23 protein-coding genes are annotated in these 22,417 nt (G+C 42.6%); 13 read left to right on the top strand and 10 right to left on the bottom strand.

The genetic code is table 11. The features are described from left to right. Window positions 1–18: 18 nt before the first annotated feature. Complete coding sequence (gene acs, locus ID165_RS21120) at window positions 19–1,911, top strand: acetate--CoA ligase (RefSeq protein ID WP_192347409.1); 1,893 nt, start codon at window positions 19–21, stop codon at window positions 1,909–1,911. 56 nt (window positions 1,912–1,967) lie between these two features. Here the strand turns inward: acs and ID165_RS21115 are convergent, their stop codons facing one another. Then, window positions 1,968–2,141 carry a hypothetical protein gene (locus ID165_RS21115; RefSeq protein WP_192347408.1) on the bottom strand — a complete coding sequence of 58 codons (174 nt, stop codon included), beginning with the start codon at window positions 2,139–2,141 and terminating at the stop codon, window positions 1,968–1,970. 124 nt (window positions 2,142–2,265) lie between these two features. On the opposite strand from ID165_RS21115, the gene ID165_RS21110 reads away from it, so the two are divergent. The 4 genes from ID165_RS21110 to ID165_RS21095 all read left to right on the top strand — a co-directional run bounded on the left by ID165_RS21110 (window position 2,266) and on the right by ID165_RS21095 (window position 6,754). Beyond that, complete coding sequence (locus ID165_RS21110; protein ID WP_192347407.1) at window positions 2,266–4,212, top strand: DUF294 nucleotidyltransferase-like domain-containing protein; 1,947 nt, start codon at window positions 2,266–2,268, stop codon at window positions 4,210–4,212. After that, the gene (locus ID165_RS21105; protein ID WP_192347406.1) at window positions 4,209–4,880 is read left to right on the top strand and encodes a PolC-type DNA polymerase III; all 672 of its coding nucleotides are present in this window, start codon (window positions 4,209–4,211) and stop codon (window positions 4,878–4,880) included. Before ID165_RS21110 ends, ID165_RS21105 begins: the two co-directional genes overlap by 4 nt. 129 nt (window positions 4,881–5,009) lie before the next feature. Continuing rightward, window positions 5,010–6,254 carry an LGFP repeat-containing protein gene (locus ID165_RS21100; protein ID WP_192347405.1) on the top strand — a complete coding sequence of 415 codons (1,245 nt, stop codon included), beginning with the start codon at window positions 5,010–5,012 and terminating at the stop codon, window positions 6,252–6,254. Between the two features lie 11 nt (window positions 6,255–6,265). Next, a complete protein-coding gene (locus ID165_RS21095) occupies window positions 6,266–6,754 on the top strand; it encodes a HEAT repeat domain-containing protein (RefSeq protein WP_192347404.1) in 489 nt (162 codons plus the stop codon). A gap of 47 nt (window positions 6,755–6,801) precedes the next feature. Here the strand turns inward: ID165_RS21095 and ID165_RS21090 are convergent, their stop codons facing one another. Then, window positions 6,802–8,205: a DUF4403 family protein gene (locus ID165_RS21090; protein ID WP_192347403.1), complete on the bottom strand. Its 1,404-nt coding sequence runs from the start codon at window positions 8,203–8,205 to the stop codon at window positions 6,802–6,804. A gap of 71 nt (window positions 8,206–8,276) precedes the next feature. Here ID165_RS21090 and ytxJ point away from each other — a divergent pair, with 71 nt between their 5' ends. The 3 genes from ytxJ to ID165_RS21075 all read left to right on the top strand — a co-directional run bounded on the left by ytxJ (window position 8,277) and on the right by ID165_RS21075 (window position 12,825). Further along, complete coding sequence (ytxJ, locus tag ID165_RS21085) at window positions 8,277–8,612, top strand: bacillithiol system redox-active protein YtxJ (protein ID WP_192347402.1); 336 nt, start codon at window positions 8,277–8,279, stop codon at window positions 8,610–8,612. Window positions 8,613–8,737: 125 nt separating this feature from the next. Next, complete coding sequence (locus tag ID165_RS21080) at window positions 8,738–11,587, top strand: TonB-dependent receptor (RefSeq protein ID WP_192347401.1); 2,850 nt, start codon at window positions 8,738–8,740, stop codon at window positions 11,585–11,587. 161 nt (window positions 11,588–11,748) lie between these two features. Then, complete coding sequence (locus ID165_RS21075) at window positions 11,749–12,825, top strand: BF3164 family lipoprotein (RefSeq protein WP_192347400.1); 1,077 nt, start codon at window positions 11,749–11,751, stop codon at window positions 12,823–12,825. A gap of 127 nt (window positions 12,826–12,952) precedes the next feature. Here ID165_RS21075 and ID165_RS21070 read toward each other — a convergent pair whose 3' ends face one another. Further along, window positions 12,953–13,519: a fasciclin domain-containing protein gene (locus ID165_RS21070; protein WP_192347399.1), complete on the bottom strand. Its 567-nt coding sequence runs from the start codon at window positions 13,517–13,519 to the stop codon at window positions 12,953–12,955. Window positions 13,520–13,728: 209 nt separating this feature from the next. Between ID165_RS21070 and pheS the strand changes: the two genes are divergently transcribed. Beyond that, window positions 13,729–14,757 (top strand): phenylalanine--tRNA ligase subunit alpha, encoded by a 1,029-nt coding sequence (gene pheS, locus ID165_RS21065; protein ID WP_192347398.1) that lies wholly within the window; start codon window positions 13,729–13,731, stop codon window positions 14,755–14,757. Between the two features lie 284 nt (window positions 14,758–15,041). Here pheS and ID165_RS21060 read toward each other — a convergent pair whose 3' ends face one another. The 3 genes from ID165_RS21060 to ID165_RS21050 form a co-directional block, all read right to left on the bottom strand. Continuing rightward, window positions 15,042–16,394, bottom strand: coding sequence for an NAD(P)/FAD-dependent oxidoreductase (locus tag ID165_RS21060; RefSeq protein WP_192347397.1), 1,353 nt, complete (start codon window positions 16,392–16,394; stop codon window positions 15,042–15,044). Window positions 16,395–16,419: 25 nt separating this feature from the next. After that, on the bottom strand, window positions 16,420–17,697 hold the full coding sequence (kynU, locus tag ID165_RS21055) for a kynureninase (protein WP_192347396.1): 1,278 nt from the start codon (window positions 17,695–17,697) through the stop codon (window positions 16,420–16,422). Between the two features lie 104 nt (window positions 17,698–17,801). Then, window positions 17,802–18,314 (bottom strand): 3-hydroxyanthranilate 3,4-dioxygenase, encoded by a 513-nt coding sequence (locus ID165_RS21050; RefSeq protein ID WP_192347395.1) that lies wholly within the window; start codon window positions 18,312–18,314, stop codon window positions 17,802–17,804. 123 nt (window positions 18,315–18,437) lie between these two features. Between ID165_RS21050 and ID165_RS21045 the strand changes: the two genes are divergently transcribed. From ID165_RS21045 to ID165_RS21035, 3 genes are read left to right on the top strand one after another with little or no spacing between them, the layout of a single operon-like run. Then, window positions 18,438–18,590, top strand: coding sequence for a hypothetical protein (locus ID165_RS21045; protein WP_192347394.1), 153 nt, complete (start codon window positions 18,438–18,440; stop codon window positions 18,588–18,590). Window positions 18,591–18,608: 18 nt separating this feature from the next. Beyond that, window positions 18,609–19,598, top strand: a complete 990-nt coding sequence (locus tag ID165_RS21040) for a dipeptidase (RefSeq protein ID WP_192347393.1) — start codon at window positions 18,609–18,611, stop codon at window positions 19,596–19,598. Next, window positions 19,598–20,212 carry a thiamine pyrophosphokinase gene (locus tag ID165_RS21035; RefSeq protein WP_192347392.1) on the top strand — a complete coding sequence of 205 codons (615 nt, stop codon included), beginning with the start codon at window positions 19,598–19,600 and terminating at the stop codon, window positions 20,210–20,212. The genes ID165_RS21040 and ID165_RS21035 overlap by 1 nt, the downstream gene beginning before the upstream one ends. On the opposite strand, the gene ID165_RS21030 is transcribed toward ID165_RS21035, so the two are convergent. The 4 genes from ID165_RS21030 to prmC form a co-directional block, all read right to left on the bottom strand. After that, a complete protein-coding gene (locus ID165_RS21030; RefSeq protein WP_192347391.1) occupies window positions 20,166–20,552 on the bottom strand; it encodes a magnesium citrate secondary transporter in 387 nt (128 codons plus the stop codon). The two genes, ID165_RS21035 and ID165_RS21030, sit on opposite strands and share 47 nt — an antisense overlap. After that, entirely contained in the window at window positions 20,549–20,833 is a 285-nt protein-coding gene (locus ID165_RS21025; RefSeq protein WP_192347390.1) for a hypothetical protein, read from the bottom strand. Before ID165_RS21025 ends, ID165_RS21030 begins: the two co-directional genes overlap by 4 nt. Before the next feature lie 4 nt (window positions 20,834–20,837). Further along, entirely contained in the window at window positions 20,838–21,011 is a 174-nt protein-coding gene (locus ID165_RS21020; protein WP_192347389.1) for a hypothetical protein, read from the bottom strand. 215 nt (window positions 21,012–21,226) lie between these two features. Beyond that, window positions 21,227–22,060: a peptide chain release factor N(5)-glutamine methyltransferase gene (prmC, locus tag ID165_RS21015; RefSeq protein ID WP_192347388.1), complete on the bottom strand. Its 834-nt coding sequence runs from the start codon at window positions 22,058–22,060 to the stop codon at window positions 21,227–21,229. Between the two features lie 91 nt (window positions 22,061–22,151). Here prmC and ID165_RS21010 point away from each other — a divergent pair, with 91 nt between their 5' ends. Next, window positions 22,152–22,394 (top strand): hypothetical protein, encoded by a 243-nt coding sequence (locus ID165_RS21010; RefSeq protein ID WP_192347387.1) that lies wholly within the window; start codon window positions 22,152–22,154, stop codon window positions 22,392–22,394. The last annotated feature ends 23 nt before the right edge of the window (window positions 22,395–22,417 follow it).

Raw genomic sequence — 22,417 nt, 5'->3', positions numbered from 1 at the left:
ACATAAACCAAGATTACCATGAGTGACAGAATACATACCCTCAGTGGGTACCTATACGAATACCAAAAAAGCGTAACTCAGCCGGAAGAGTTTTGGGCTAGAATTGCAGATTCATTTCACTGGAGAAAACGCTGGTCAAAGGTATTGAAATGGAACTTTGAGGAGCCTGATATCAAGTGGTTTTTGGATGGCAAGCTTAACATCACTGAGAATATTTTCGAACGCCATCTTTTTACCATAGGAGACCGGCCGGCTATTATCTGGGAGGCAAATGATCCCAATGAAGAAGGAAGGACACTGACCTATCGAGCCCTTTTTTACGAAGTGAATCGCTTCGCAAATGCACTAAAACGTAAAGGAATAGGTAAGGGAGATAGGGTGATCATCTATATGCCGATGGTTCCGGAAGCAGCAATAGCCATGCTTGCCTGCGCTAGAATCGGCGCTATTCACTCGGTTGTTTTTGCAGGCTTTTCCAGCTCTGCATTGGCAGATAGGGTAATCGATTGTGGTGCCAAGGCAATTTTGACTTCGGATGGAAATTTCCGGGGAAGTAAAAAAATAGCTGTAAAAGCTGTAGTGGATGAAGCATTGGAGAAAAGCTCAGTGGAAACAGTAATCGTCTATGAGCGCACCAAGCAGGAAGTGACTATGAAAGAAGGTCGGGATTTCTGGTGGCATGAGGTGATAGCGGGGGAATCTGAGCAATGTCCTGCTGAAGAAATGGACAGTGAGGATATGCTGTTTATTCTTTACACTTCCGGTTCTACAGGAAAGCCAAAGGGTGTAGTTCATACGACGGGAGGATATATGGTATATTCTCAGTACTCCTTTGATAATGTCTTTCAGTATTCGGAAGGCGATGTTTATTGGTGTACAGCTGACGTAGGCTGGATTACGGGGCATTCCTATATAGTTTATGGACCATTGCTTGCCGGAGCCACGACGCTGATGTTTGAGGGAGTTCCTACTTTTCCGGATGCAGGGAGATTTTGGGCTGTCGTGGAAAAACATAAAGTCAATGTATTCTATACTGCGCCCACTGCTATCCGTGCATTGCAAGCCTATGGCACTGATCCTATCCATAAGTATGATCTGAGTTCTCTAAAAGTATTGGGATCGGTAGGCGAACCGATCAACGAAGAAGCTTGGCATTGGTACCACACGCACGTAGGAAAAAATAAATGTCCTATTGTAGATACGTGGTGGCAGACAGAAACCGGGGGAATTATGGTTTCACCAATTGCCGGAATCACTCCTACCAAACCGGCTTACGCCACCTTGCCGCTTCCCGGTGTACAGCTTTGCATTGTGGATCCTGAAGGAAATGAGCTTACGGGAAACTCAGTTGAAGGGAATCTCTGCATCAAATTTCCTTGGCCTGGAATGATTAGGACTACCTATGGAGATCATGAACGCTGTAAGCAGACCTATTTTTCCACTTACAAGGGAATGTATTTTACCGGTGATGGAGTAAAGCGCGATCACGATGGGTACTATAGAATCCTTGGTCGGGTGGATGATGTGATCAATGTCTCAGGACACAGAATGGGAACTGCTGAAGTGGAAAATGCCATAAACGAGCATCCGAAAGTTATTGAGTCAGCTGTAGTGGGCTATCCTCACGAGGTGAAGGGACAAGGAATCTACGCTTATGTAATCGCTGATCTGACTAACCGTACGGAGGATAACCTGATCAATGAGATTAAGGAAATGGTTTCGAAAATAATCGGACCGATAGCCAAGCCTGATAAAATTCAGCTTGTACCCGGCCTACCGAAAACCAGGTCAGGAAAGATCATGCGTAGGATTCTTCGTAAAGTAGCCGAGGGATCTCTTGATAATATGGGTGATACAAGTACTTTGCTTGATCCGGATGTAGTGACAAAAATTATTGAAGGGAAAAAGTAAGTGAAGAGCCAAGATTCTAGAATCAAGAAATTGACTCATGGATCTTGGCTCTTTTTTCAATCTTTTGGGGAGGAATCCTCCTCTTCTTCATCCAGCTGAATGGAAGATACTATAGAATCCGGAGAGTCCATTTCCTGTTTATAGAAGTTGTGAACCCCGACCATAAACGCCACTATCAGTGCCCACATCAGGCGTCTGCAATAGCGTAGAAATTGATAAGAGTATTTCATATCCATCTGATTATTGATATACCTGTTCAAAAGTCATTCCCCCACTGGATTTAGACAGATAGTCAGTAATTTACAGATGAAATCAACTGGTTATTCACGGATAATCTGACAACCCTTCCCCTAAATGGCCAATGTAATAGTCAATAGAGTAGCAGAATTTTTAAAGCGATTTCCGCCTTTTTCGTTTTTGTCTGAGGAGGAATTAGAAAAAATTTCGAGCGCTGTAGAAATCCAATTTTTAGAAAAGGGGGAAACACTTTTCAAGCAAGGCGATGCTCCTCAGGCTCACTTTTTTATCTTAAAAGAAGGTGAAATACATCTTACAGAAAGCAAGCCGTCTGGGGAGGAAATAAAAGAATACTTAGACGAGGGAGATGTATTTGGCGTATTGGCACTTTTGGGTAAAAGGGCCTACGTCCTAAATGCCCGAATCAGTCAAAGTAGTCTTATTTATGCTATTCCGGTACAGGTTTTTGAAGAAATACTAGCCACCAATAACCGGGTAGCAATTTACTTTGCAGCGGGATTTGCCTCTGGAAAGGTGGTCGTCAGGCAGGATTTGTCTCAGGGTCAGAAAGCTCGGGGAGCACTAAAAAATGAATCAAGAGATAATTCTCTGCTGATTTTCTCGGACCAGTCCGAGGTGAAAATTTCTGATAAAGTGCTCACCTGCGGCCCTTCCAATACAGTTCAGGAAGCCGCCCAGCTAATGGTGGAGGCAGATGTCAGCAGTATCGTAATCGTGGATGAGGGCTTCATGCCCATCGGTATAATCACCGACAAAGACCTGCGTTCCAAAATCTTGGCAAAAGCACTTTCCCTTTCCACGCCAGTCATCGAAGTAATGACTTCACCGGTGATCACCCGGAGCAAGGATGCGGGCTTTTCGGATCTTTATCTTACGATGATCAAAAACCGGCTGCATCATCTGATACTTACAGAGGATGGTTCAGATCAATCGAAGGTCTGTGGAATAATCTCAGATCATGATGTACTGGTTTCCATGGGAAATAGCCCTGCGGTGCTCATACATGGATTGCTGAATACTCAGGACATAAAAGAAATCAGGTCTATCAGAGACAGAGCAAGTAAGATGCTGGCATATTATCTGGAAAATGAGGTTGCTATGGATTTCGTGGCTTCCATCATGACCGAAATCAATGATGTGATTATCCGGCAGGCAATTAAGATCGCCGAAAAATCCCTCGCCGAAGAATATTCGGAAATGCAAGGCATACGCTATTGTTTTTTGACTTTAGGAAGTGAGGGACGTGAAGAACAATTGCTCAGGACGGATCAGGACAATGCGTTGGTTTATGAAAATGTGACAGAGGACTTAAAGTCATCAGCAGCAGAGTATTTTCTGAAGTTGGGAACTGCGGTGGTCGAGATTCTTATAGCCTGTGGATTTGCGCCATGTCCGGGAGAGATCATGGCCAGCAATCCCAAATGGGTTCAACCTGTAGCTCAATGGGAAAATTATTTTGCCAATTGGATTTTGACGCCTACCCAGGAAGCGTTGATTTCTGCCTCGATCTTTTTTGATTTTAGGGCAATCGGCGGAAGCAAAAGCCTATCGGAAGAGCTGAGTTTGTTTATCTATGATTCTCTAAAGAAAAAACCGGTTTTCCTCAATTTCTTGGCACAAAATACCCTAGCAACACCTCCTCCACTGGGGTTTTTCAGGAATTTTGTGGTAGAAAAATCGGGGGAACATAGAGATCAATTCGACATCAAAGCCAGGGCAATCCGGCCACTGGTTGATTTGGCAAGGCTGCTTACCTTAAGTCATGCAGTAATTGGCATTAACAATACCATTAGGCGATTTGAACGCTTGGCAGAACTGGAACCCAATTACAAGGAACTATTCAGTCAGGCAGGAAAAGCATTTGAGATACTCATTAGAATGAGAGCAATAGAAGGGATGAAAAATGGGAATGATGGAAGATTTATCCGTCCTGAATCCCTAGGAAAACTTCAGAGACAATTGCTGAAAAACACTTTTGTGCCTATTGATGAGCTTCAGGATATTGTAAAGGTACGTTTTCAGCTAGATCATTTTGGACGATGAGTTGGTGGCCATTTTCAACATCAAAAAGGATACGTCCTGATTTTGTTAAAGAGTATCTGGCAAAAAATGAATTGCCTATCCCCCCTATTCGTGCTCTAAATCAGCTTGATTTTGTAGTACTTGACACAGAAACCACGGGACTTGACCCGAATAATGACTCAATAGTGTCCTTTGGTGCTGTGAAAATTTCCGATGAGCGAATTCTAGTCAGTTCCGCAGTAGAATGGTATCCGGAATCCAATCAAAGCCTCAAACAATCCCCTTTGATCCATGGTCTTGTGGAGAGACAGAATCAGCTTTCTAAGACTCTGTTTATAAAGCAGGTGCTGGAATACATTTCCAATGCTATTCTGGTTGGGCACCACCTCGGTTTTGATCTGGATATGCTGCTACGAATTACAAAAGACTATGGCTTGACCCAATTCCAAAACCCAATCATAGACACCATGAATTTTGCTATCCGTCTAGACCATGGACCACAAACTAACCTTAGCCATATTCAGGTGAAAAACTACAGTCTGGATGTCCTGTGCGAGCGTTTTAATATCCCACTCGATGATCGTCATACTGCAGCAGGAGATGCACACCTTACTGCCTTACTTTTTCTGAAATTAGTAAAAATTGCTGAAGCAAAAGGCATAAAGAGTTATGCTCAGCTCATTCGCTAATAATTCTTGCCAAATTAACTTTATCAATAATTGAATTTTGCCAAACTGACAATCATAATTATCTATTTTTCAGCTAGTTAAAAGTAAATTTGGGAACTATTTTTATTCTCACTTCAACCTTTTAATTCAATGGCAAAACTAACAATTGAACCCAAATTGGCTCTTAAAAAGGAACTGAATTTGGAACTGCTGAAAGAGCTCAATGTTTTCCCTGCGCATCCGATTACTCAAAAGTATTGGGCACTGGGAGGAGCTAGTGGTTGGCTCGGTACCAACACAACACCGATCAACACCTGTCCGGATGGAATAGGCCGGTATCAACACTATGTGAATGGTTCTATTTATTACCATCCTTTGATAGGAGCACATGAAGTTCATGGGCTTATCCGGGCAAGGTGGCAATCCATGGGCTGGGAAAGAAGCCTGCTGGGCTACCCACTCACAGACGAATCCAAATGTCCCGATGGTATTGGGCGCTACAATCATTTTCAGGGAGGCAGCATTTATTGGAGCCCGTCCTCGGGAGCATGGGAAGTACACGGAGCAATAAGAGTAAAATATTCTAGCTTAGGCTGGGAGAAAAGTTTCCTCCGATATCCCCTCACCAATGAAAACACTTGCCCTGACGGAGTAGGTAGGTATAATCATTTCCAAGGAGGTAGCATTTACTGGACACCAAGTACAGGAGCACATGAAGTTCATGGAGCTATCCGTTCGCATTGGGCTTCTATGGGTTGGGAAAAGAGTGCTTTGGGATATCCTACCTCGGATGAGCTGGTGGTTTTTGGTGGTGCAGCACGGATTTCCCACTTCCAGCGGGGAAGTATCTACTGGTCACCTACAGCAGGTGTGCGGGTGCTGAGGGAGCGCATCAGGGTGCATGTGAAAATTTTGGAAACACCTACTTCTTTCACCGTCAATGAGCAATTTGCAGCGATGCAGGAAGTATATGCTGTGGCGGGTGTGAGAGTAGACTGTGCGTCTACCGAAAATCTTAACTTGCCTGCTCTCAAAGATGTGGATGTGGGAGGCTGTACCATGGGGTCAGTTTCTGCTGAGCAAGTGAGTCTATTTGGCAATAGGAATTTTGTAGGAACGAATGATGTAGTGGTGTATTATGTAAGGAGTACCGTGCCTGGATACAACGGCTGTGCTGCACATCCGTCTGGAAGGCCTGGCTGTGTGGTGGTTAGATCGGCCAGCCGATGGACTTTGGGGCATGAATTTGGACACGTGTTGGGGATTCATCACGTGAATGACAACAATCGTCTCATGACTGGCAATGGAACCTTCAATATCACAAATCCTCCACCTGATCTTATTTCCAGTGAGTCCACAAAAATGCGTAACTCAAGTCTAACTATTCCTCTCTAAACTGAAAAATCATGGCAAAGTCAAACAGTAACACAGCCGCGCAGGATTATGATGCGCAAGAACTCCTTGCTTTTCTCAGACAAGATGAGTTAGACTATCCGGCAGGAGCGAAGAAATTCGGAAAAGCCGCTCTCCCATTTCTCGCAGAACTGGTGCAGGGAGCTGATGAGAATCTTTCTATTAAAGCCGCCTACCTAGTTGGGTATATTGATGATGAAGCCGGAAATGCTATTCTGCAAATGGCTGCCGAAAAAGGCAGTGCTCCGGTAAGAATTGCGGCAGCTTTTGGTGCTCAAAAGAGGGGTGCTAAAGCAGCTGAATCAATCTTGAGCAAATCGTTGGATGATACTGATCCCTCCGTAGTGAAATTTGCTTTGAGATCAGCGTCTGTGATGAAAATGGAGAAAACCTTCAAAACAAAAATTGATAAGATTTCAAAATCTTTCCTGGATGAAGGCATCAAGTCAGAAGCACTGAATGTGATGAAAAGGATGAAATAATTTTCAAAAGAGTAAGCCTGGAAGGCCGCCGAAATATGCGGCCTTTTTTATTTCCAGACTACATCTACTTTTCCACTCGCTTTCATATGGATTACCAAATCTTTTGCCATAGGGTAAAATCCTGAAGGCTCTATCGTAAGATCGGCAACGCTCAAATCCATGATCGGTGTGCTCAATCCCAGTCGATCGGTCATACTTCCCAAACTTTCAGTCAGCACATCTTCTATTGGGAAAATGGCTCTGCTTTCAATCTTTCGGATGATTTTACGCTTTTTCAATCCTACACCGGCCTGAGCTCCGAAGCTTCCGCTTTCCATTTTAAAATTGATGTCATCAAATTTTAAACTTTGTGAACCCGCATCGTAGGTTGGCTTACCGACCACGAACAATGTTCCGTTCAAGGTTTTTCCATCGATCTGCTCAGCAGTGAAATTCAAAGCTATGGCCAATAAATCTCCAAAAGGCTGAGTCTTGATGTTGGATGGAATCATGGTGGTTTTCCTGTCCACTCGAAATGCTTTTCCGTCCAAATTCTGCTTTAGAAGCTCGTCAAGTTTATCATAGCTTACCGTAAGTGGAATGATCATCTCTACTTTGTTGGCCGGATTGTCATTTTGGCTGAGTCCCGTCAATGGAAATGCCCGTGAAGGAGCAGCATTGGCAGGATGGGAGTTGACTTTCCCATCCATACCTAGCCAGAGATTATAATTCTGATCGGTATCGAAATATTCATTGAGGTTTATCTGTTGAGGTTGGATGGAAAAAGCAGTATTTCCGCCAAGCCACTCAACGGCAAAAGGTTTGCCCACTTGAGCCCAGGCAAGATCTACTATGGTTTTTAAACTGGCTATTTTTTTTCCTCCTGTCAGGTGTTCATTTCCCCATTTCCTTATCTCTTTGCTTAGTAGGCCACTGAAATCCACCTGAATTCCCAACACTTCGACGGCTAAATTACCGCCCAAATCCACCAATTCGAAACTTTGGGATCCTATGCTCCAATCCGGATTGATCACTGGGTCGATCACGAATACGGGAGAGAAATTCTCATTCAACGGCAGCTTAGACTGAAATAAATTTCCCAGCCCTTTTGGCTTGAGACCTACTTCTCCGACTACATTGATGGGAACAGTCAATTGGATCCGCTGACTATCTAGCGCTGTCCATATGATTGTGCCATTTCTCCTCATCTGCAAATCACCAGTAACACCGCTGCCCATATCCAGTCCTTTTTCCTGAAGCAGCACAGTGGGAATCTGGCTATTCAATAGTTTGCTTAACGTTTCTTTCGGGACTTTTAGAGGTACATTTACCCCTGCAGTGGCAGAAGGTGGTGGAGTGCTAGGCCCAGGACTGCCGGCAGGATTTATGCTTTTGCAGGAAAATAATAAAACACCTATTAGCACGATAGGCATCTGAAAGTTTAAAAACCGGTGGAGGAACTGTATTTTCATAAATGAAGTTTGATTTTTAAAGGATGATCTTTCTTCTACAACTATTGCCCCAAAAATAAAAAATCACCAAAATGAATTGGAATAAACTCACTGATGCTAATCAATTAGAGGAAATTAAAGCTCTTAGCAAGGATAAACCCTTTCTGATTTTCAAGCATAGTACACGATGCTCGATCAGCAGTATGTCATTAGACCGTTTGCTTAGGAAATGGAAGGATGCAGATGAGGAAAAAGTGACTCCTTATTTTTTGGATTTGATAGCTTACAGGGAATTGTCAGATTTAGTCGCAAAGGAATTTAAGGTGCCTCACGAATCGCCGCAGGTACTGTTAATCAAAGATGGAGAGGCGGTTTATGATAATAGCCACTATGGGATTTCCTATGAAGATCTCATGGGAAAAATTTAGTTTTTCGGAACTTAAACGGTTTTTATACCACTTATCCTTTTCCCTATCCATCCTTGTTTTTCTTCAAATGCTGAATAAACCTTTGACATTGCTATTAGGTCAAAGAAGTAGAAATTAGCATCCACATGAAGAACAGCTACGCATTTGTTATTTTGATTTTTAGCCTATTAATCGGCACATCGGCTTTTGCACAACGTCCTACTGGACAAGATCGTGCCGAAAGAAAATTCACAGGTATTGTTATGGATGGGTCGACAAAGACACCGATGGCGGGAGCAAATGTGCTGATCAAAACAGTGGCAGATTCACTTTTGGCAGGTACAGTGACAGATGCCAAAGGACAGTTTGAAATTGCCAGGCCTGAAATACCTTCTGTAAAAATTGAAATCAAGTTTATAGGATACGAAACGATCACCAAGACCCATAAGGGAAGAGAGCCTGTTGACCTTGGAGTGCTGACAATTATGGAAGATGCTCAGGTACTTGGTGAGGTGGTGATACAGGGACAAAGCCCCTTAGGTGAGATGAGAGGTGATACCACTTCGTTCAATGCCAGTGCATTTAAGACTAGAGAAAATGGAATGGCCGAAGATCTGATAGGAAAACTTCCCGGGGTTACCATACAGAACGGGGAAGTTCAGGCTCAAGGGGAGGCAGTTCAGAAGATCTTGGTAGATGGTCGTGAGTTTTTCGGGTCTGACCCAAATATCGCCCTGAGAAATCTCCCTGCTGATGCAATTGATAGGGTAGAAGTATTGGATCAAAAGTCTGACCAAAGCCGATTGACAGGTTTTGACGACGGAACTTACACGAAGACTATTAATATTATACTGCGGGAGGATCGCAAAAACGGGCAGTTCGGCAGAGTATATGGTGGCTATGGAACTGACGAGAGGTACAATGCAGGTGGAAGTGTAAACCTTTTTGCCGGAGATAGAAGAGTCTCTATACTTGGGCTTTTCAATAACATCAACCAACAGAATTTCTCCAGTGATGATCTAGCAGGTGTCAATGCCAATGCTTCCGGAGGAGGTAGAGGGCGGGGAGGTTTTGGAGGTGGTAACAGTAATTTTTATGGAGGAAATGACATTGGCTCAATTACTACCAATGCGATGGGACTCAACTACAGTGACAAATGGGGGTCAAAGGTCAATTTCTCGGGAAGCTATTTGTTCAACAATACGCAGAATACCTTAAGGCAGGTTACCAACCGGCAGACGGTAATAAACGAAAGCACAACACAGAATTACCAAGAGAACTTGATCAATTCTGTGGAGAACTTCAATCACAGAGCAAATGCGCGAATCGAAGCAGATCTGAATGACAAGAACTCATTGATTCTTACGCCAACTATTTCCTTCCGTACAAGCAATAATTTCAGTGATAGGGATGCACTGACTTTGGCAAATGACACTGATTCACTGTCCGCACTTCGCACAATCACCAATGCTGAGACGAATTCTTATAGCATTGGAAACAACCTGACCTACCGATATAAATTTGATAAGAAAGGAAGGACGTTTTCCACAGATATGAATACTTCCTGGAGCAGCAATGATGAAGACTCTGAGCTTTCTGGAGCTAGCATGGATTACGGGAGAAACCAATTGGACACCACGCTCCAGAACACAGAGTTACTTTCTAAAGGTTTTAATTATAGAGTGAATGCAACCTTGACAGAACCTTTGGGCGAAAAATCCATCGCAACTATTGGGTACCAGATCAGCAATAACAAAACCGGTTCAGATCAAAAGACCAGAGTCCTAAATGATGAGAACATCGCTGTTTTGGACACCGCTTTGAGTAATGAGTTTAATAATAAATTTATTACTCAACGATTGAGAACCGGCTATGCCTACACAAATAATGGCTGGAATTTAAACGCTAATTTAGATTATCAGTATGCCAAATTGGATAATGAAGCTTTCTTCCCGGTGGAAGGCGTCTTCCAACGTGATTTCAACAATATCTTACCAAGTGCGAATGTCAGTTATAGAAATAGAGAAAGCGGGCTTAACTTCCGATTAAGGTATAGAACGGGTACAGATGAACCTTCGGTGAGACAGTTGCAAAATGTAGTGAACAACCAAAATCCACTTAATTTAAGTGTAGGCAACCCCAATTTGGCCCAGAGCTTCCAAAATAGCATATTCGCCAATATCGGTAAATTCAATATGGAGAAAAATCGTACCTTCTTCGTTTTTGCCAATATTTCCACCACCAAGAATTACATAGGCAGTAGTACTTCCATTGTAGCGCAGGATTCATTGATTAATGGAGAAATCCTCTTACGCCCAGGAGGACAGATCACCCAGCCGGTCAATTTGGATGGGAATTTTAACAGTCGAATGTTTATGAACTATGGGGCTCCCCTCAAAGGACTTAAAACGAATATTAACTTAAATACGCGAGTTGGGTTTAATAGAACCCCAGGCCTGATCAACGGGGAGAAAAACATCAATGAGAATATTGACTTGGGGCAGGGGGTAACATTTACTTCTAACATCAGCAAGAATTTTGACTTTACCTTAAGCACAGCAGGAACCTACACCATAGTGAATTCCAGTTTACAGGAGAATCTAGACAACAACTACTACATCCAAGAATCAAACCTGCGCTTGTACTATTCCCCAAATGACGGAAAGCTGTTTGTGGGAAACACGGTCAACAACAGTTTGTATCGTGGGCTTTCGGAAGGGTTTGACCAGTCAGTATGGTTATGGAATATAGAAGCGGGTTGTAGATTTGCAAAAAGCAATAAGGCCGAGCTCAAAGTAGTCATCTTCGATTTGCTCAATCAGAATAATAGCATTTCCCGTACCATTTCAGATGTATCTGTTTCCGATGTTTACACCAATGTTTTGACCCGATACGGCTTACTTACATTCACCTACATCATAGGCAATTTCAAGCAGCCCGAACAGGCAGAGCAACCTTGGAGAGGCGGTCCGCCAAGGGGTGGAAGAACTTGGTAAGAATAAATTGTGAGTTTTGAATTGCGATTTATGATGCTCTAGAAGTAGTAAGCCGATTGAATTATTTCCATCGGCTTTTTTGTATAGATGAAATCTCGATTTTGCTGAAATTTTTTAAACTAGTAGTTTACGTTATATAATAAACTGCTTAATTTTTAGAGATGAACAGATTTATTTTACTCCTATTACTTTTTGCATTGGTTTCCTGTGGTAAAAACAGCGAGGAAGAGAACTATAGAACAATAAAAAAGGAAGATTTCAGGGAGATCTCAGTCACCTCGGAAAAGCATTATTTTGAGGTAATTATAAACCCATCTGATATTGGACTTTCCCAAGGCAAACTTCTGATTGCTGAAGCGTGGCGGGTTCCGGAGGAATTTCCGAGAATGCATCTAATTAATTCCTCCAATTGGACTTATGACAAACCAAAGGGAAAGCATGGCCAAGGACCACTTGAGATTACCGATGCAGCCCAGTTTTTATATTCTCCTGATTTAGGGTTTTTCTGGATTTATAATATGAATAGGAGGAAACTGGTAGAATTTTCAATTAACGACACTTCATTACTCGCAACTAAAGACTGGAAATTCCCAGAACCCATGATGGATCTTTGGTTTGTAGAATTTGGGCCAGATGGCCATTATTTAGGAGTCCCTAGAGAAGGTGAAAATAAAATATTGGAGTTTGATCCTAAGGGAAACCTTATTGGAAAATATGGAGAATTTGAAGTGTTAGAGGATAGACCGGATCTTACCAAATTGCAAATATCATTATTAGAGGATGGTTGGTTTAAAGGTGATCCAACTAGAGGGCTCTATGTCAGAGCCTGTCTCCGTAGGGACATCCTGGAAATCTTTGATTATAAAACAAAGGACTTGATTAGGATCATGGGGCCTGATACTTCTCTCCCAGAGTTTCAATACCTAGAATCTGAACTTGGAGGAACGATGATGTATGATCGAAATGTGACCTATAGATACCGAGACATTGCTTTTACGGACGATTACATTTTTGCACTATATGCGGGACATGGCCAGTTGGATTTCAATGAAACGGGAATCATGGCTGAGCAGATATGGGTTTTTGACCACAAAGGGAAGCCACTTTATAATTTAAAGCTGGATCGATCCATCATCCAAATTTTAGTTAACGAACAAACCAATGAAATTTACGGACTGACTACAGATGAAAATCCTGGGATTGCAGTGTTTCAGATTCCAGAGGAGCTTTTAAGGTAACACGGCAAAAATTCTCAAGCGACAAATAAGGTACTAGTGATCTTTGCGCTTTCTTTGTGGGCTTTGTGGTTAAATCAGAAAAGCCGACTCCATCAGGAATCGGCTTCGCAATTGGGTTACGCAGTTATTATATTTTGGGAAGCAACACTGTATCCACAGAGTGAATCACACCATTTGACTGCCACACATCTGCAATGGTCACTTTGGATTCTCCACCATTTTCATCCGTGATGTACAGATCTTTTCCTTTCATCCAAGCAGTTAGCTTACCGCCTTGCACTGTAGTAACGATAGCTTTGCCGTCACCTTTTTTGATCGCAGCAGAGATTTCTTTCGATCCCATTTTGCCCGCTACTACATGATAAGTAAGCACTGCCTGTAGCTGAGTTTTATTTTCTGGCTTCAAGAGCGACTCTACTGTTCCTGCAGGAAGTTTGTCGAAGGCCATATTATCAGGTGCAAAAACAGTAAACGGTCCTGCTCCCTGAAGAGTCTCCACCAATCCGGCAGCTTTTACCGCAGCCACCAATGTGGTGTGGTCTTTAGAATTCACCGCGTTTTCCACGATATTTTTGGAAGGATACATTTCTGCCCCTCCTACTGTTTTCGTTTTTTCCATTTGAGCAAAAGCTAGATTTGAAGAAAGAAAAATAAAGGCTGCTAGGGCGAGTTTGAAGTAATTTTGGATTTTCATGATCTTTTTAGTTTGATGATTTTATTGGAAGTGTATTTGGAAGGAGATACGAGCGCATTTGTAGGGGTGGATTTAGTGCCAATCAAAAAAAGATTTCAGCAACAACTCAAAAGCTTGCTGTAAACGAAGTAGTTTATGCATTCACCCGGTCTTTTATACCCAAAAAACATCAAAAGCATTAGCTTTGTGGCTTGATTAACCAGTAAGTGATGTACCAGGAGAAAATCGAAGCTATCAAAGCCGCTATTGCAGCAGCAGACGCCAACAGTCCGGAGGAGTTAGAAACCTACAGAATGGAGTATATCTCCAAAAAAAGTGTAGTGGGCGAGCTCTTTGCAGGAATGGGAAAAATCCCCAATGAGGAGAAAAAATCCTATGGACAGTTGGTAAATGGAGTAAAGCAACTCGCTGAGTCGAAATTCCAAGAGCTGATCGAAAAAGTTAATCAGGCAAATAAAAAGTCAAAATCGGCTGATATTGATTTGACGCTTCCTCCTACCAATCAAAGCTTGGGAGGAATTCACCCCTTGACGGCTACCCGTCAGCGTATCATTGAGATTTTCGAACGCATCGGATTCAACCTTTCGGAAGGGCCCGAGATTGAGGACGATTGGCATAACTTCACCGCGCTGAATTTTCCTGAAAATCACCCTGCCCGCGAGATGCAGGATACCTTCTTTATTGAGAAAAATCCTGATATAGCCTTACGAACGCATACTTCTTCTGTGCAGGTACGGGTGATGGAAAATCAGAAACCTCCGATTCGCACGCTGTCCCCGGGGAGAGTGTATAGAAATGAAGCGATCTCAGCCAGGGCGCATTGTATTTTCCACCAAGTGGAAGGGCTTTATGTGGATGAAAATGTTGGGTTCGCAGATTTGAAGAATACACTGTATCACTTTGCCAAAGAGATGTTTGGAAAGGAAACCAAGGTCCGTTTCAGACCGTCATATTTCCCGTTTACCGAACCAAGTGCGGAGATCGATATATCTTGTCTGATCTGTGGCGGTAAGGGTTGCAATGTCTGCAAAGGCAGCGGCTGGGTAGAGATCGGCGGTTCGGGAATGGTAGATCCCAATGTGTTGGAAAACTGCGGGATAGATTCTAAAAAGTATACAGGTTTTGCCTTCGGTATGGGAATCGAGCGAATTGCTATGCTGAAATACCAGATCAAAGATCTTCGTCTATTCACCGAGAATGATGTGAGATTCCTGAGGCAGTTTAGGCCGCTTTTATAAAATTTAAGGCGTTGAGCAATCAGTGCTTTTTTTATAAATTCTTTTTTAACCACAGAGAGCGCAAAGAATTACGCTGAGGTCACAAATTAGTGTTATCCTGCTTCTACAGAAGCTGGATATTCTCATCCATTCAACAGCTCAAAGATTCAGATGGACTAGTTGGATTTAATAGCACTGTATAGTTGCTCGCTCATAAGGCACGAATAGCGGTAAGTGTACCCAATAGAGCTTAGCTCAAAAGCTGCCTTCTATGCAAAACTTTAGAGCCTTTGCGGTTAAGAAAGCTACACCGCTTTTGTCGTTTCCATTTTATAGATAATATCCTCATAGTCGAGTTTATTCCAATTCTCAGTGATCAGCGGATCAGCCATCACGCGATCCATTACAGCCTCTTGCAATTTTCCCTGTGCATAGGCTTCCGAATACCTCATATCCGTAAAAGTCACCATGGAATACAAAGGGATCCAGTCATTTGGATACAGTTCGTATAGTTTGGCTTCGATTTTCTTACGAAGGACAAACTTAGGATCCGCCACAGAATCTTTCATTTCTTCAAAATTCTCCATAGCCAATTGACAGATGGCATCCGTATCCACTTTGCGCTTTTTCTGAAATTTCTCAAAAACCAAATCCCATGAGTTAGTCCCGTACTTATCGATTAGTCCATTCAAGATCGAGCAATCCTCAAAACCACAGTTCATCCCTTGACCATAGAAGGGAACCATCGCATGGCTCGCATCTCCCATCAGCAAACTTGTACCTTGCACCCATGGAAAGCACTCCACATTAATCAGGGCTGAGGTAGGGTTGGCAAAAAACTCAGTCTTGAGATCAGGCATCAATTGATATGCATCATCAAAATAATTAGAGAATAAGATTTCTAAATCATGCTCATCATTGATTTTGTCAAAGCATACTTTAGTGCCACCATGCGGCAAAAACAGTGTACAGGTGAATGTTTTGTCAGGATTTGGAAGTGCGATCAGCATAAACTTGCCTCTTGGCCAGATATGCAATGCATGTGGATCCATGGCAAATTCACCATCAGCGGTTGCCGGAATCGTCAACTCTTTGTATTCGTGGGAGATGTATTCTTGCTTGTAATTGAAGCGGATTTGTTTTTGCATAGCCAGTCTTAGGGAAGAATATGCTCCATCTGATCCGAATAATACAGGAGCCAGCACTTTCTTTTCGCCCTCAGGTGTCTTGAAATCAATCTGCTGATTGCGGAAATCTACATCGGTGCATTTGTGTTCGAAATTGAAGTTAACGCCCAGCCGCTCCCCTTCTTCTACAAGTAACTGATTGAATTTGCCTCTTGAGAGAGAATATATGGCCTGATTTTCTTTTCCGTAGGAAATAAACGTAGTACCGCCATGCTCATCGTGAACTTTGCGACCATACATCGGAATGGCCAGAGGCATTACCTTATCCTTTAGCCCGACTTCCTCAAGTGCTTTCCATCCGCGGTGGCTAAGTGCCATGTTGATGGATCTTTTTCCTTCTTCAAAAGGTGATGTGCGCTTGTCGGGTCTTTTGTCATATACTTCCACTTGTAAGCCCTGACGCTTAAGGTATATAGCCATTAGGGAACCAATAAGTCCGGCTCCCAATACGGTAACTTGATTCTTTTTCATTTGGATTGTTTTATCCACGCTTCCTTTAAGCGAATTTCTTCAGAGATTGTTCCAAAATCTGCGCAAATCGGAACACGTCTAGGAAGCTGTTATAGAGTGGCGTAGGTGCCAGACGGATCACATTCGGATTGCGCCAGTCTCCCACTATTCCTTGTTTATACCATTCATCAAATACAGACTTGCCGCCTCGATGAATGTGCAAAGATAACTGACAACCTCTTTCCGCAGGATTTTTAGGAGTAATAATTTCCAAAACCCCTGATTTTCCGCTGATTTCTTCTATTAAATAGGCCAAATATGCTGTCAACTGCTCAGATTTATGTCTCAAATTTGCCATTCCGGCCTCTTGGAAAATATCCAAAGAAGCCTGATGAACTGCCAGTCCGAGAATATCAGAATTGGAAAGCTGCCAACCATCCGCACCATGCATAGGGACAAATCCCTTTTCCATTTTAAAGCGCTGCTCCTGATCATGCCCCCACCAACCTGCAAAACGATTCATATCAGCCCGCTCAGCAAAGCGCTCATGGACAAACACTCCGGACACATTTCCGGGCCCTGAATTCATATATTTATAGCTGCACCATGTCGCAAAATCCACATCCCAATCATGCAAACTCAGGAGAACATTGCCGGCAGCATGTGCCAAATCAAACCCGGCATAAGCCCCTACTTTATGGGCTGCAGCCGTAATGGCTTTCATGTCGAAAACCTGCCCTGTGTAATATTGCAGACCGGCCATATTGACCAAGGCAAGTGAATCTCCCAGACTATGTATTTCAGCTATAATGTCTTCCGTACGAAGTGTGTGCTCACCTGCTCTCGGCTTAAGTTCCACAATTACCTCCTCAGGATCCAAGCCATGAAACTTTGCCTGAGTTTCCAGCATGTATTGGTCTGAGGGAAAAGCCCCGGCTTCCACGATTATTTTATATCGATCTTTGGTAGGTCGATAAAATGAAACCATCAGGAGATGTAGATTTACCGACAAGTTGTTCATAGCGACTACCTCATGCTCATGGGCTCCGATGATTTCTGAAAGTGCAGGCTTTGATTTTTGCTTTGCGAAAAACCAGGCGTCTTCTCCATGAAAATGACCATCCACCCCCATTTCTGCCCAATTTGACAATTCCCTAGCGATGTAATCTTTTGCGGATTTAGGCTGTAATCCCAGAGAATTTCCGCAGAGATAAATTGCGTCTTTTCCATTTACTTTTGGGAAAAGGAAGTGGTCTCGAAAGCGGGAAAGAGAATCCTTTTCATCCATTTGCTGAGCAAATTGGGCTGAGTATTGATAGTTCATTTTTAAAATAGTTGGGCTATAAATCAGTTTTTCTCGGCAATAGTTTACGGTCAACAGTCTATAGCTGTTGATTCTGAAACTTTGACGCCTTACCACTGATAACTTTATTTCTCCATCACTGTCCCGCAATTATTGCAAGTAATGTGCTCTGGGTTACCCCAAAACCTGGCCATAATCGGAGGCAGCTGATTTACAATGTCAGTCACTTCGGCATACTCTTCGTAGAGTTTTTCTCCACAGTTTTCGCAATGCCAAATAAATCCATCAACCTCACCATTTCTTCTGTATCGCTCGATCACCAATCCGATAGTATTGGCAGGTCGGCGCGGAGAATGAGGCACTTTAGCCGGTAGAAGGAATATTTCTCCCTCTCGGATAGGAATGTCCTTTGGCTTGCCATCTTCTATTACCTTCAGTGTGATATCTCCTTCCAGCTGATAGAAAAATTCCTCCCCTTCATTATAGTGGTAGTCTTTTCGGGAATTTGGTCCACCGACTACCATCACAATAAAATCATCATTTCCTTTATAAACCTGCTGATTTCCAATTGGAGGCTTGAGCAAAGGTCTATTTTCGTCTATCCATTTCTTGAAGTTGAAGGGTTGGGCTAAGGCCATAGTGCTTGTTGTTCTGGTGAAATTGAAATCTATCCTGAAACTACATACTGTAATCCTCCCTAAAAGTATTAAAAAACGTACGTTTTTTTGGCTTACTTTGTCTTAACCCCAAAAAACGATGAAATGGAGCCTGATAAGGCAGACAGGCATAGTTCCGTAACTACGGGATCACACACTGGCATGGTTGTAAGTCAATGTGTGATTTCTCCCGATCCGCCGCAGCGGACGGGACTGGCATCCCGTTTCCTTCATCACTGGACAGGTTATGGTCTATGAAAATCAAATTATAATCAGATGAAATTTCCCATAGTTGACATGCATTGTGATTTATTATCCTATCTGGCAAGAATCCCGGATGCAAGTCCTTATTTGAAGCATGATATAGCCTGTGCGATTCCCTGGCTACAAGCCGGAAATGTACGTATGCAGATTTTGGCAATTTATACCGATGTAAAGTCGGAGAGCATGGCCATGGCCACGAGACAAGCACAGATTTTCTCTGACTTGTTGGGCAAGCATGATAGCGATATTGCATTTGCCGGCGCAGATTTTCTGCTGAATTGGGAGAAGCAGAAACGAATAGGAGTCATGGCTGCTATAGAAAATGCTGCCGGATTGGGAAATGAGGACGCAAGTTGGGAAGATATCTATAGTCAGTTTGATGGAATTCTGGCAAAAGTGAATAAACTAGCCTACATAGGTTTGACACACCATACCGAAAACCGTTTTGGTGGAGGGAATTATACTGAGGGAATAGGGTTGAAGGATGATGGCAAAAAGTTGCTTGACTACATCTCAGGCAAAAACATCCCAATAGACTTTTCACATACCTCAGATTTGCTTGCCGAAGGGATTCTCGATCATATTGATAGACAGAATCTAAAAATACCAGTGATTGCAAGCCATTCAAATTTTCGGGAGATCTATACCCATCCCCGCAATCTCACAGATGAATTTGCCAAAGAAATTATACACCGTGATGGGATTATTGGGGTAAATTTCCTCAGGGCTTTTCTGGATCCGGAAGTGCCCGAGCGCTTGTTTGATCATATTTTCCATGGTTTTCAGATTGGAGGGCAAAAGGCTATCTGCTTTGGCGCTGACTATTTTTACACCAAGGACTTCGAAGATTCGTCCCGGCACCCATTTTATTTTCCCTTAGTAGAGAATGCGGGAAAATACCCCTCTTTGATAGAAAGTCTGAAAGATAAATTGAGTGAAGAAGATCTGGAAAATCTATCCTATAGAAATTCGCTTGAGTTCTATCGCAAAATCCAAAACTAATGTCATCTCATCATTTCGTCAAAGAGCAGCAGGAGCCGGCAGTACTTATTCTAGAAGTAGATCGGGTTAGATTTGGTCAAGTATCTCCCCTTTTGGAATGGGTTCCGACAGTTTTAGTCAGTGAAAAGGCGCTTGAGCAAGTATTGAGTTGGGGAATAAAGATTGATGTTATTCTGGCTTCAGAGTCTTTTCAATCGGAAAACCAACACCTGCTGGAAGAACAATATCCGGTGAGGTTTATCAGTGCTTCAGCAGATGATTATTTGCAAACGGGGCTGGATTACCTTATCTCCAGCGATCACAGCGCAGTGCATTTGGTGGGATTAGCTCATCTGAAAGCACTTGACCTGCGGGAAAAACTTGACCTGCTCAATCTTACCATTTTGGATGGTGACTGGAAGTATTATCCTGTAACATCAGGGGGATTCAAAAAGTGGTTTGCTGAAAGCACCATCCATATCCACGGAGAGGAAGGGATGCCTGTCCAAATCCGAAATGAAAATGGGGAGTTGATTTTGCCAATTACCTATGCTACAATGCTGGAAGTGCCGGAGGGCATCACAGAGATTAAAGCACCGGGTGATTTTTGGATTGGAGAACAGGTTTATTCATAAACTTATAAAATACCAGGGAGCCGAGTGCATAACAAACTATATCCAGAATATCGGCAGTATAAGTTGATGAGACTAGTGGCAAGACGGCTTCAAACACGACAGAAAAATAAACTAACCCTACCAGCACTTGGGTTCTTGTGAATGTAAGTCCTGAACCTGCGGGGTACCACCACCTCATTACTTGCAAACAAATCCCGAAAGCTACAGGCATAGCCATCAAATCATCGCCATAAGCATGATAAACGGGAACAAATATCCCGAGCGATTTTTCGAGGTATTGATTCACCCAAAAAGCGACAGAGGCGAAAATAAAAATTGGATTTTTGAATACACTGATCATCCCGGTAAAGCAGCTATCAACCACATAATAAAAGTCATGATGGCCATAAATACAGTATAAAACAGGTTGCCGGATTTTTTGAAAAACTTCACGATGGAGCTGTCATCCGGATTTATATAGAACATCCAGTCCTTTTCGTTTTTCTCCTTATCCTTTTCAAATTTATCCTGACGCTCCATCTCTACAGGAGACAAATATGCTCCGCAGTGCTCGCAGCGATCTTTGTAGTTGTTCGTCCAGACAGACCATTGTCCACAGTTTGGGCATTTTTTCTGACTCATAGGTTTATGCAATTTCTTTGTTTGATCTACCTACCAAAACCTCAATCGGCAGGCCAAGCTTTTTGCTTAATCCACGACCCATATCCAGCGTCAGACTCTTTTTTAAGATTTTAGAAATATTCCCGGCATCACCCATAATAGGCTCTAGGTCTTTATTCTTTAGATTTGGATCTTCCATTCTGTTTTTATTGCTCCTATAGGATCAAAGGTCGGTAAAGGAAAAGTCTCCCATTAATAAAGCCTAACTAGAGTTACCAATAATTCTAATTCCGCGCCTTCTCGAGTTCCTTATTTAGCATCAAAAAGCTGATCTATCCTAGCTAGAGCCTTGATAGTTCGAGTTATTGCTGACCGCCTTTATCATTCGACAATCTAATTACTTGATACTTAAATCTAGCATCTAGCGACTACAATCCTATCCTTTCCATTCAAATCTTTCAACACCCGTATCTCCGAATAACCCGACTCCTGCATCAATAAGGAAACTGCATTCCCATACTTTTCATTGATTTCAAAATATATTTTTCCTCCTGACTTCAGCAGTTGCTTTCCTTTTTCTGCGATAGTTCTGTAAAAGAGTAATGGGTCTTCATTGCTTACAAACAAGGCTAGCCCCGGCTCAAAATCCAGTACATTTTTCTGCATTTCACTTTTTTCCTGCTCAGGAATGTATGGAGGATTGCTTACCAAAATATCCAATTCCGCGACTTCAGGTAGCTCGGAAAGAATATCACATTTAGAAAAAACAACCTCTGCTCCCAGTGCATCTCCATTTTTACGGGCGATGGCTAATGCTTCTTCAGAAATATCCACTGCGTACACTTCAGGATCTTCCATTTCCAAAGCCAGTGATACCGGGATACATCCTGTTCCTGTTCCGATGTCCAATAGTTTCAAGCTTGCTTTAGGATTTTCCTTGATGATCAGGTGAACCAATTCCTCGGTTTCATTTCTGGGAATCAACGTATCCGGGCTGACGAAAAAGTCTCTTCCATAGAATGGCCCTTTTCCAATAATATACTGAATAGGCTCTCCCATCTTTAATCGCTCTAGGTCTTCAAGGATTTTTGGAGGAAAGGAGCCTTCGTCAGCATCATTTAACAGATCACTTTTTCTCCATCCCAGATGATGCTCGAACAGCCAGCTTACTATAGATTCAGCCTCTTGTTTTTCATAATCGGTAAGTTTTTCAGCCCAGGAAGTTATAATTTCATGGAATACAGGCATGTTATTTAGCGATAGAGGATTAAGGTTCGTAAAGTTATAAAAACCATGACGCTTATGAAGAACCTATACTTGGTTTTAGCATTTGTGTGCTTTGTTTCAGAAGCGTTTGGACAAAGCCAATCCAAATTTTGGTTTGGTGTGGATGGCAGTGGAGTTAAGAGCAAATCTTTTGGAGTTTAGAAGGCAAATCTTGCAGGATAATGCTCCTCCGATCTTGGATTCCGGATTCGGCGGATATTACAATCTATATAATTATTTTGGAACCAGCGAGGATTTTGGGTCTGCGGTGAAGCGTGATGGAATTCGCTTAGGGCTAGTTTTTCAACCCTTCTAAAATCTCATTCTGACAGACTCAGA

Origin of the sequence: Algoriphagus sp. Y33, from assembly GCF_014838715.1 — a bacterium.
In the GTDB taxonomy this organism is placed as follows: domain Bacteria; phylum Bacteroidota; class Bacteroidia; order Cytophagales; family Cyclobacteriaceae; genus Algoriphagus.
This window is presented reverse-complemented; position numbering and strand designations above follow the sequence as displayed.

Coding starts and splice junctions, on each gene's coding strand:
- acs (WP_192347409.1), top strand. CDS start 19: ATGAGTGACAGAATACATACCCTCAGTGGGTACCTATACGAATACCAA.
- ID165_RS21115 (WP_192347408.1), bottom strand. CDS start 2,141: ATGAAATACTCTTATCAATTTCTACGCTATTGCAGACGCCTGATGTGG.
- ID165_RS21110 (WP_192347407.1), top strand. CDS start 2,266: ATGGCCAATGTAATAGTCAATAGAGTAGCAGAATTTTTAAAGCGATTT.
- ID165_RS21105 (WP_192347406.1), top strand. CDS start 4,209: ATGAGTTGGTGGCCATTTTCAACATCAAAAAGGATACGTCCTGATTTT.
- ID165_RS21100 (WP_192347405.1), top strand. CDS start 5,010: ATGGCAAAACTAACAATTGAACCCAAATTGGCTCTTAAAAAGGAACTG.
- ID165_RS21095 (WP_192347404.1), top strand. CDS start 6,266: ATGGCAAAGTCAAACAGTAACACAGCCGCGCAGGATTATGATGCGCAA.
- ID165_RS21090 (WP_192347403.1), bottom strand. CDS start 8,205: ATGAAAATACAGTTCCTCCACCGGTTTTTAAACTTTCAGATGCCTATC.
- ytxJ (WP_192347402.1), top strand. CDS start 8,277: ATGAATTGGAATAAACTCACTGATGCTAATCAATTAGAGGAAATTAAA.
- ID165_RS21080 (WP_192347401.1), top strand. CDS start 8,738: ATGAAGAACAGCTACGCATTTGTTATTTTGATTTTTAGCCTATTAATC.
- ID165_RS21075 (WP_192347400.1), top strand. CDS start 11,749: ATGAACAGATTTATTTTACTCCTATTACTTTTTGCATTGGTTTCCTGT.
- ID165_RS21070 (WP_192347399.1), bottom strand. CDS start 13,519: ATGAAAATCCAAAATTACTTCAAACTCGCCCTAGCAGCCTTTATTTTT.
- pheS (WP_192347398.1), top strand. CDS start 13,729: ATGTACCAGGAGAAAATCGAAGCTATCAAAGCCGCTATTGCAGCAGCA.
- ID165_RS21060 (WP_192347397.1), bottom strand. CDS start 16,394: ATGAAAAAGAATCAAGTTACCGTATTGGGAGCCGGACTTATTGGTTCC.
- kynU (WP_192347396.1), bottom strand. CDS start 17,697: ATGAACTATCAATACTCAGCCCAATTTGCTCAGCAAATGGATGAAAAG.
- ID165_RS21050 (WP_192347395.1), bottom strand. CDS start 18,314: ATGGCCTTAGCCCAACCCTTCAACTTCAAGAAATGGATAGACGAAAAT.
- ID165_RS21045 (WP_192347394.1), top strand. CDS start 18,438: ATGGAGCCTGATAAGGCAGACAGGCATAGTTCCGTAACTACGGGATCA.
- ID165_RS21040 (WP_192347393.1), top strand. CDS start 18,609: ATGAAATTTCCCATAGTTGACATGCATTGTGATTTATTATCCTATCTG.
- ID165_RS21035 (WP_192347392.1), top strand. CDS start 19,598: ATGTCATCTCATCATTTCGTCAAAGAGCAGCAGGAGCCGGCAGTACTT.
- ID165_RS21030 (WP_192347391.1), bottom strand. CDS start 20,552: ATGATCAGTGTATTCAAAAATCCAATTTTTATTTTCGCCTCTGTCGCT.
- ID165_RS21025 (WP_192347390.1), bottom strand. CDS start 20,833: ATGAGTCAGAAAAAATGCCCAAACTGTGGACAATGGTCTGTCTGGACG.
- ID165_RS21020 (WP_192347389.1), bottom strand. CDS start 21,011: ATGGAAGATCCAAATCTAAAGAATAAAGACCTAGAGCCTATTATGGGT.
- prmC (WP_192347388.1), bottom strand. CDS start 22,060: ATGCCTGTATTCCATGAAATTATAACTTCCTGGGCTGAAAAACTTACC.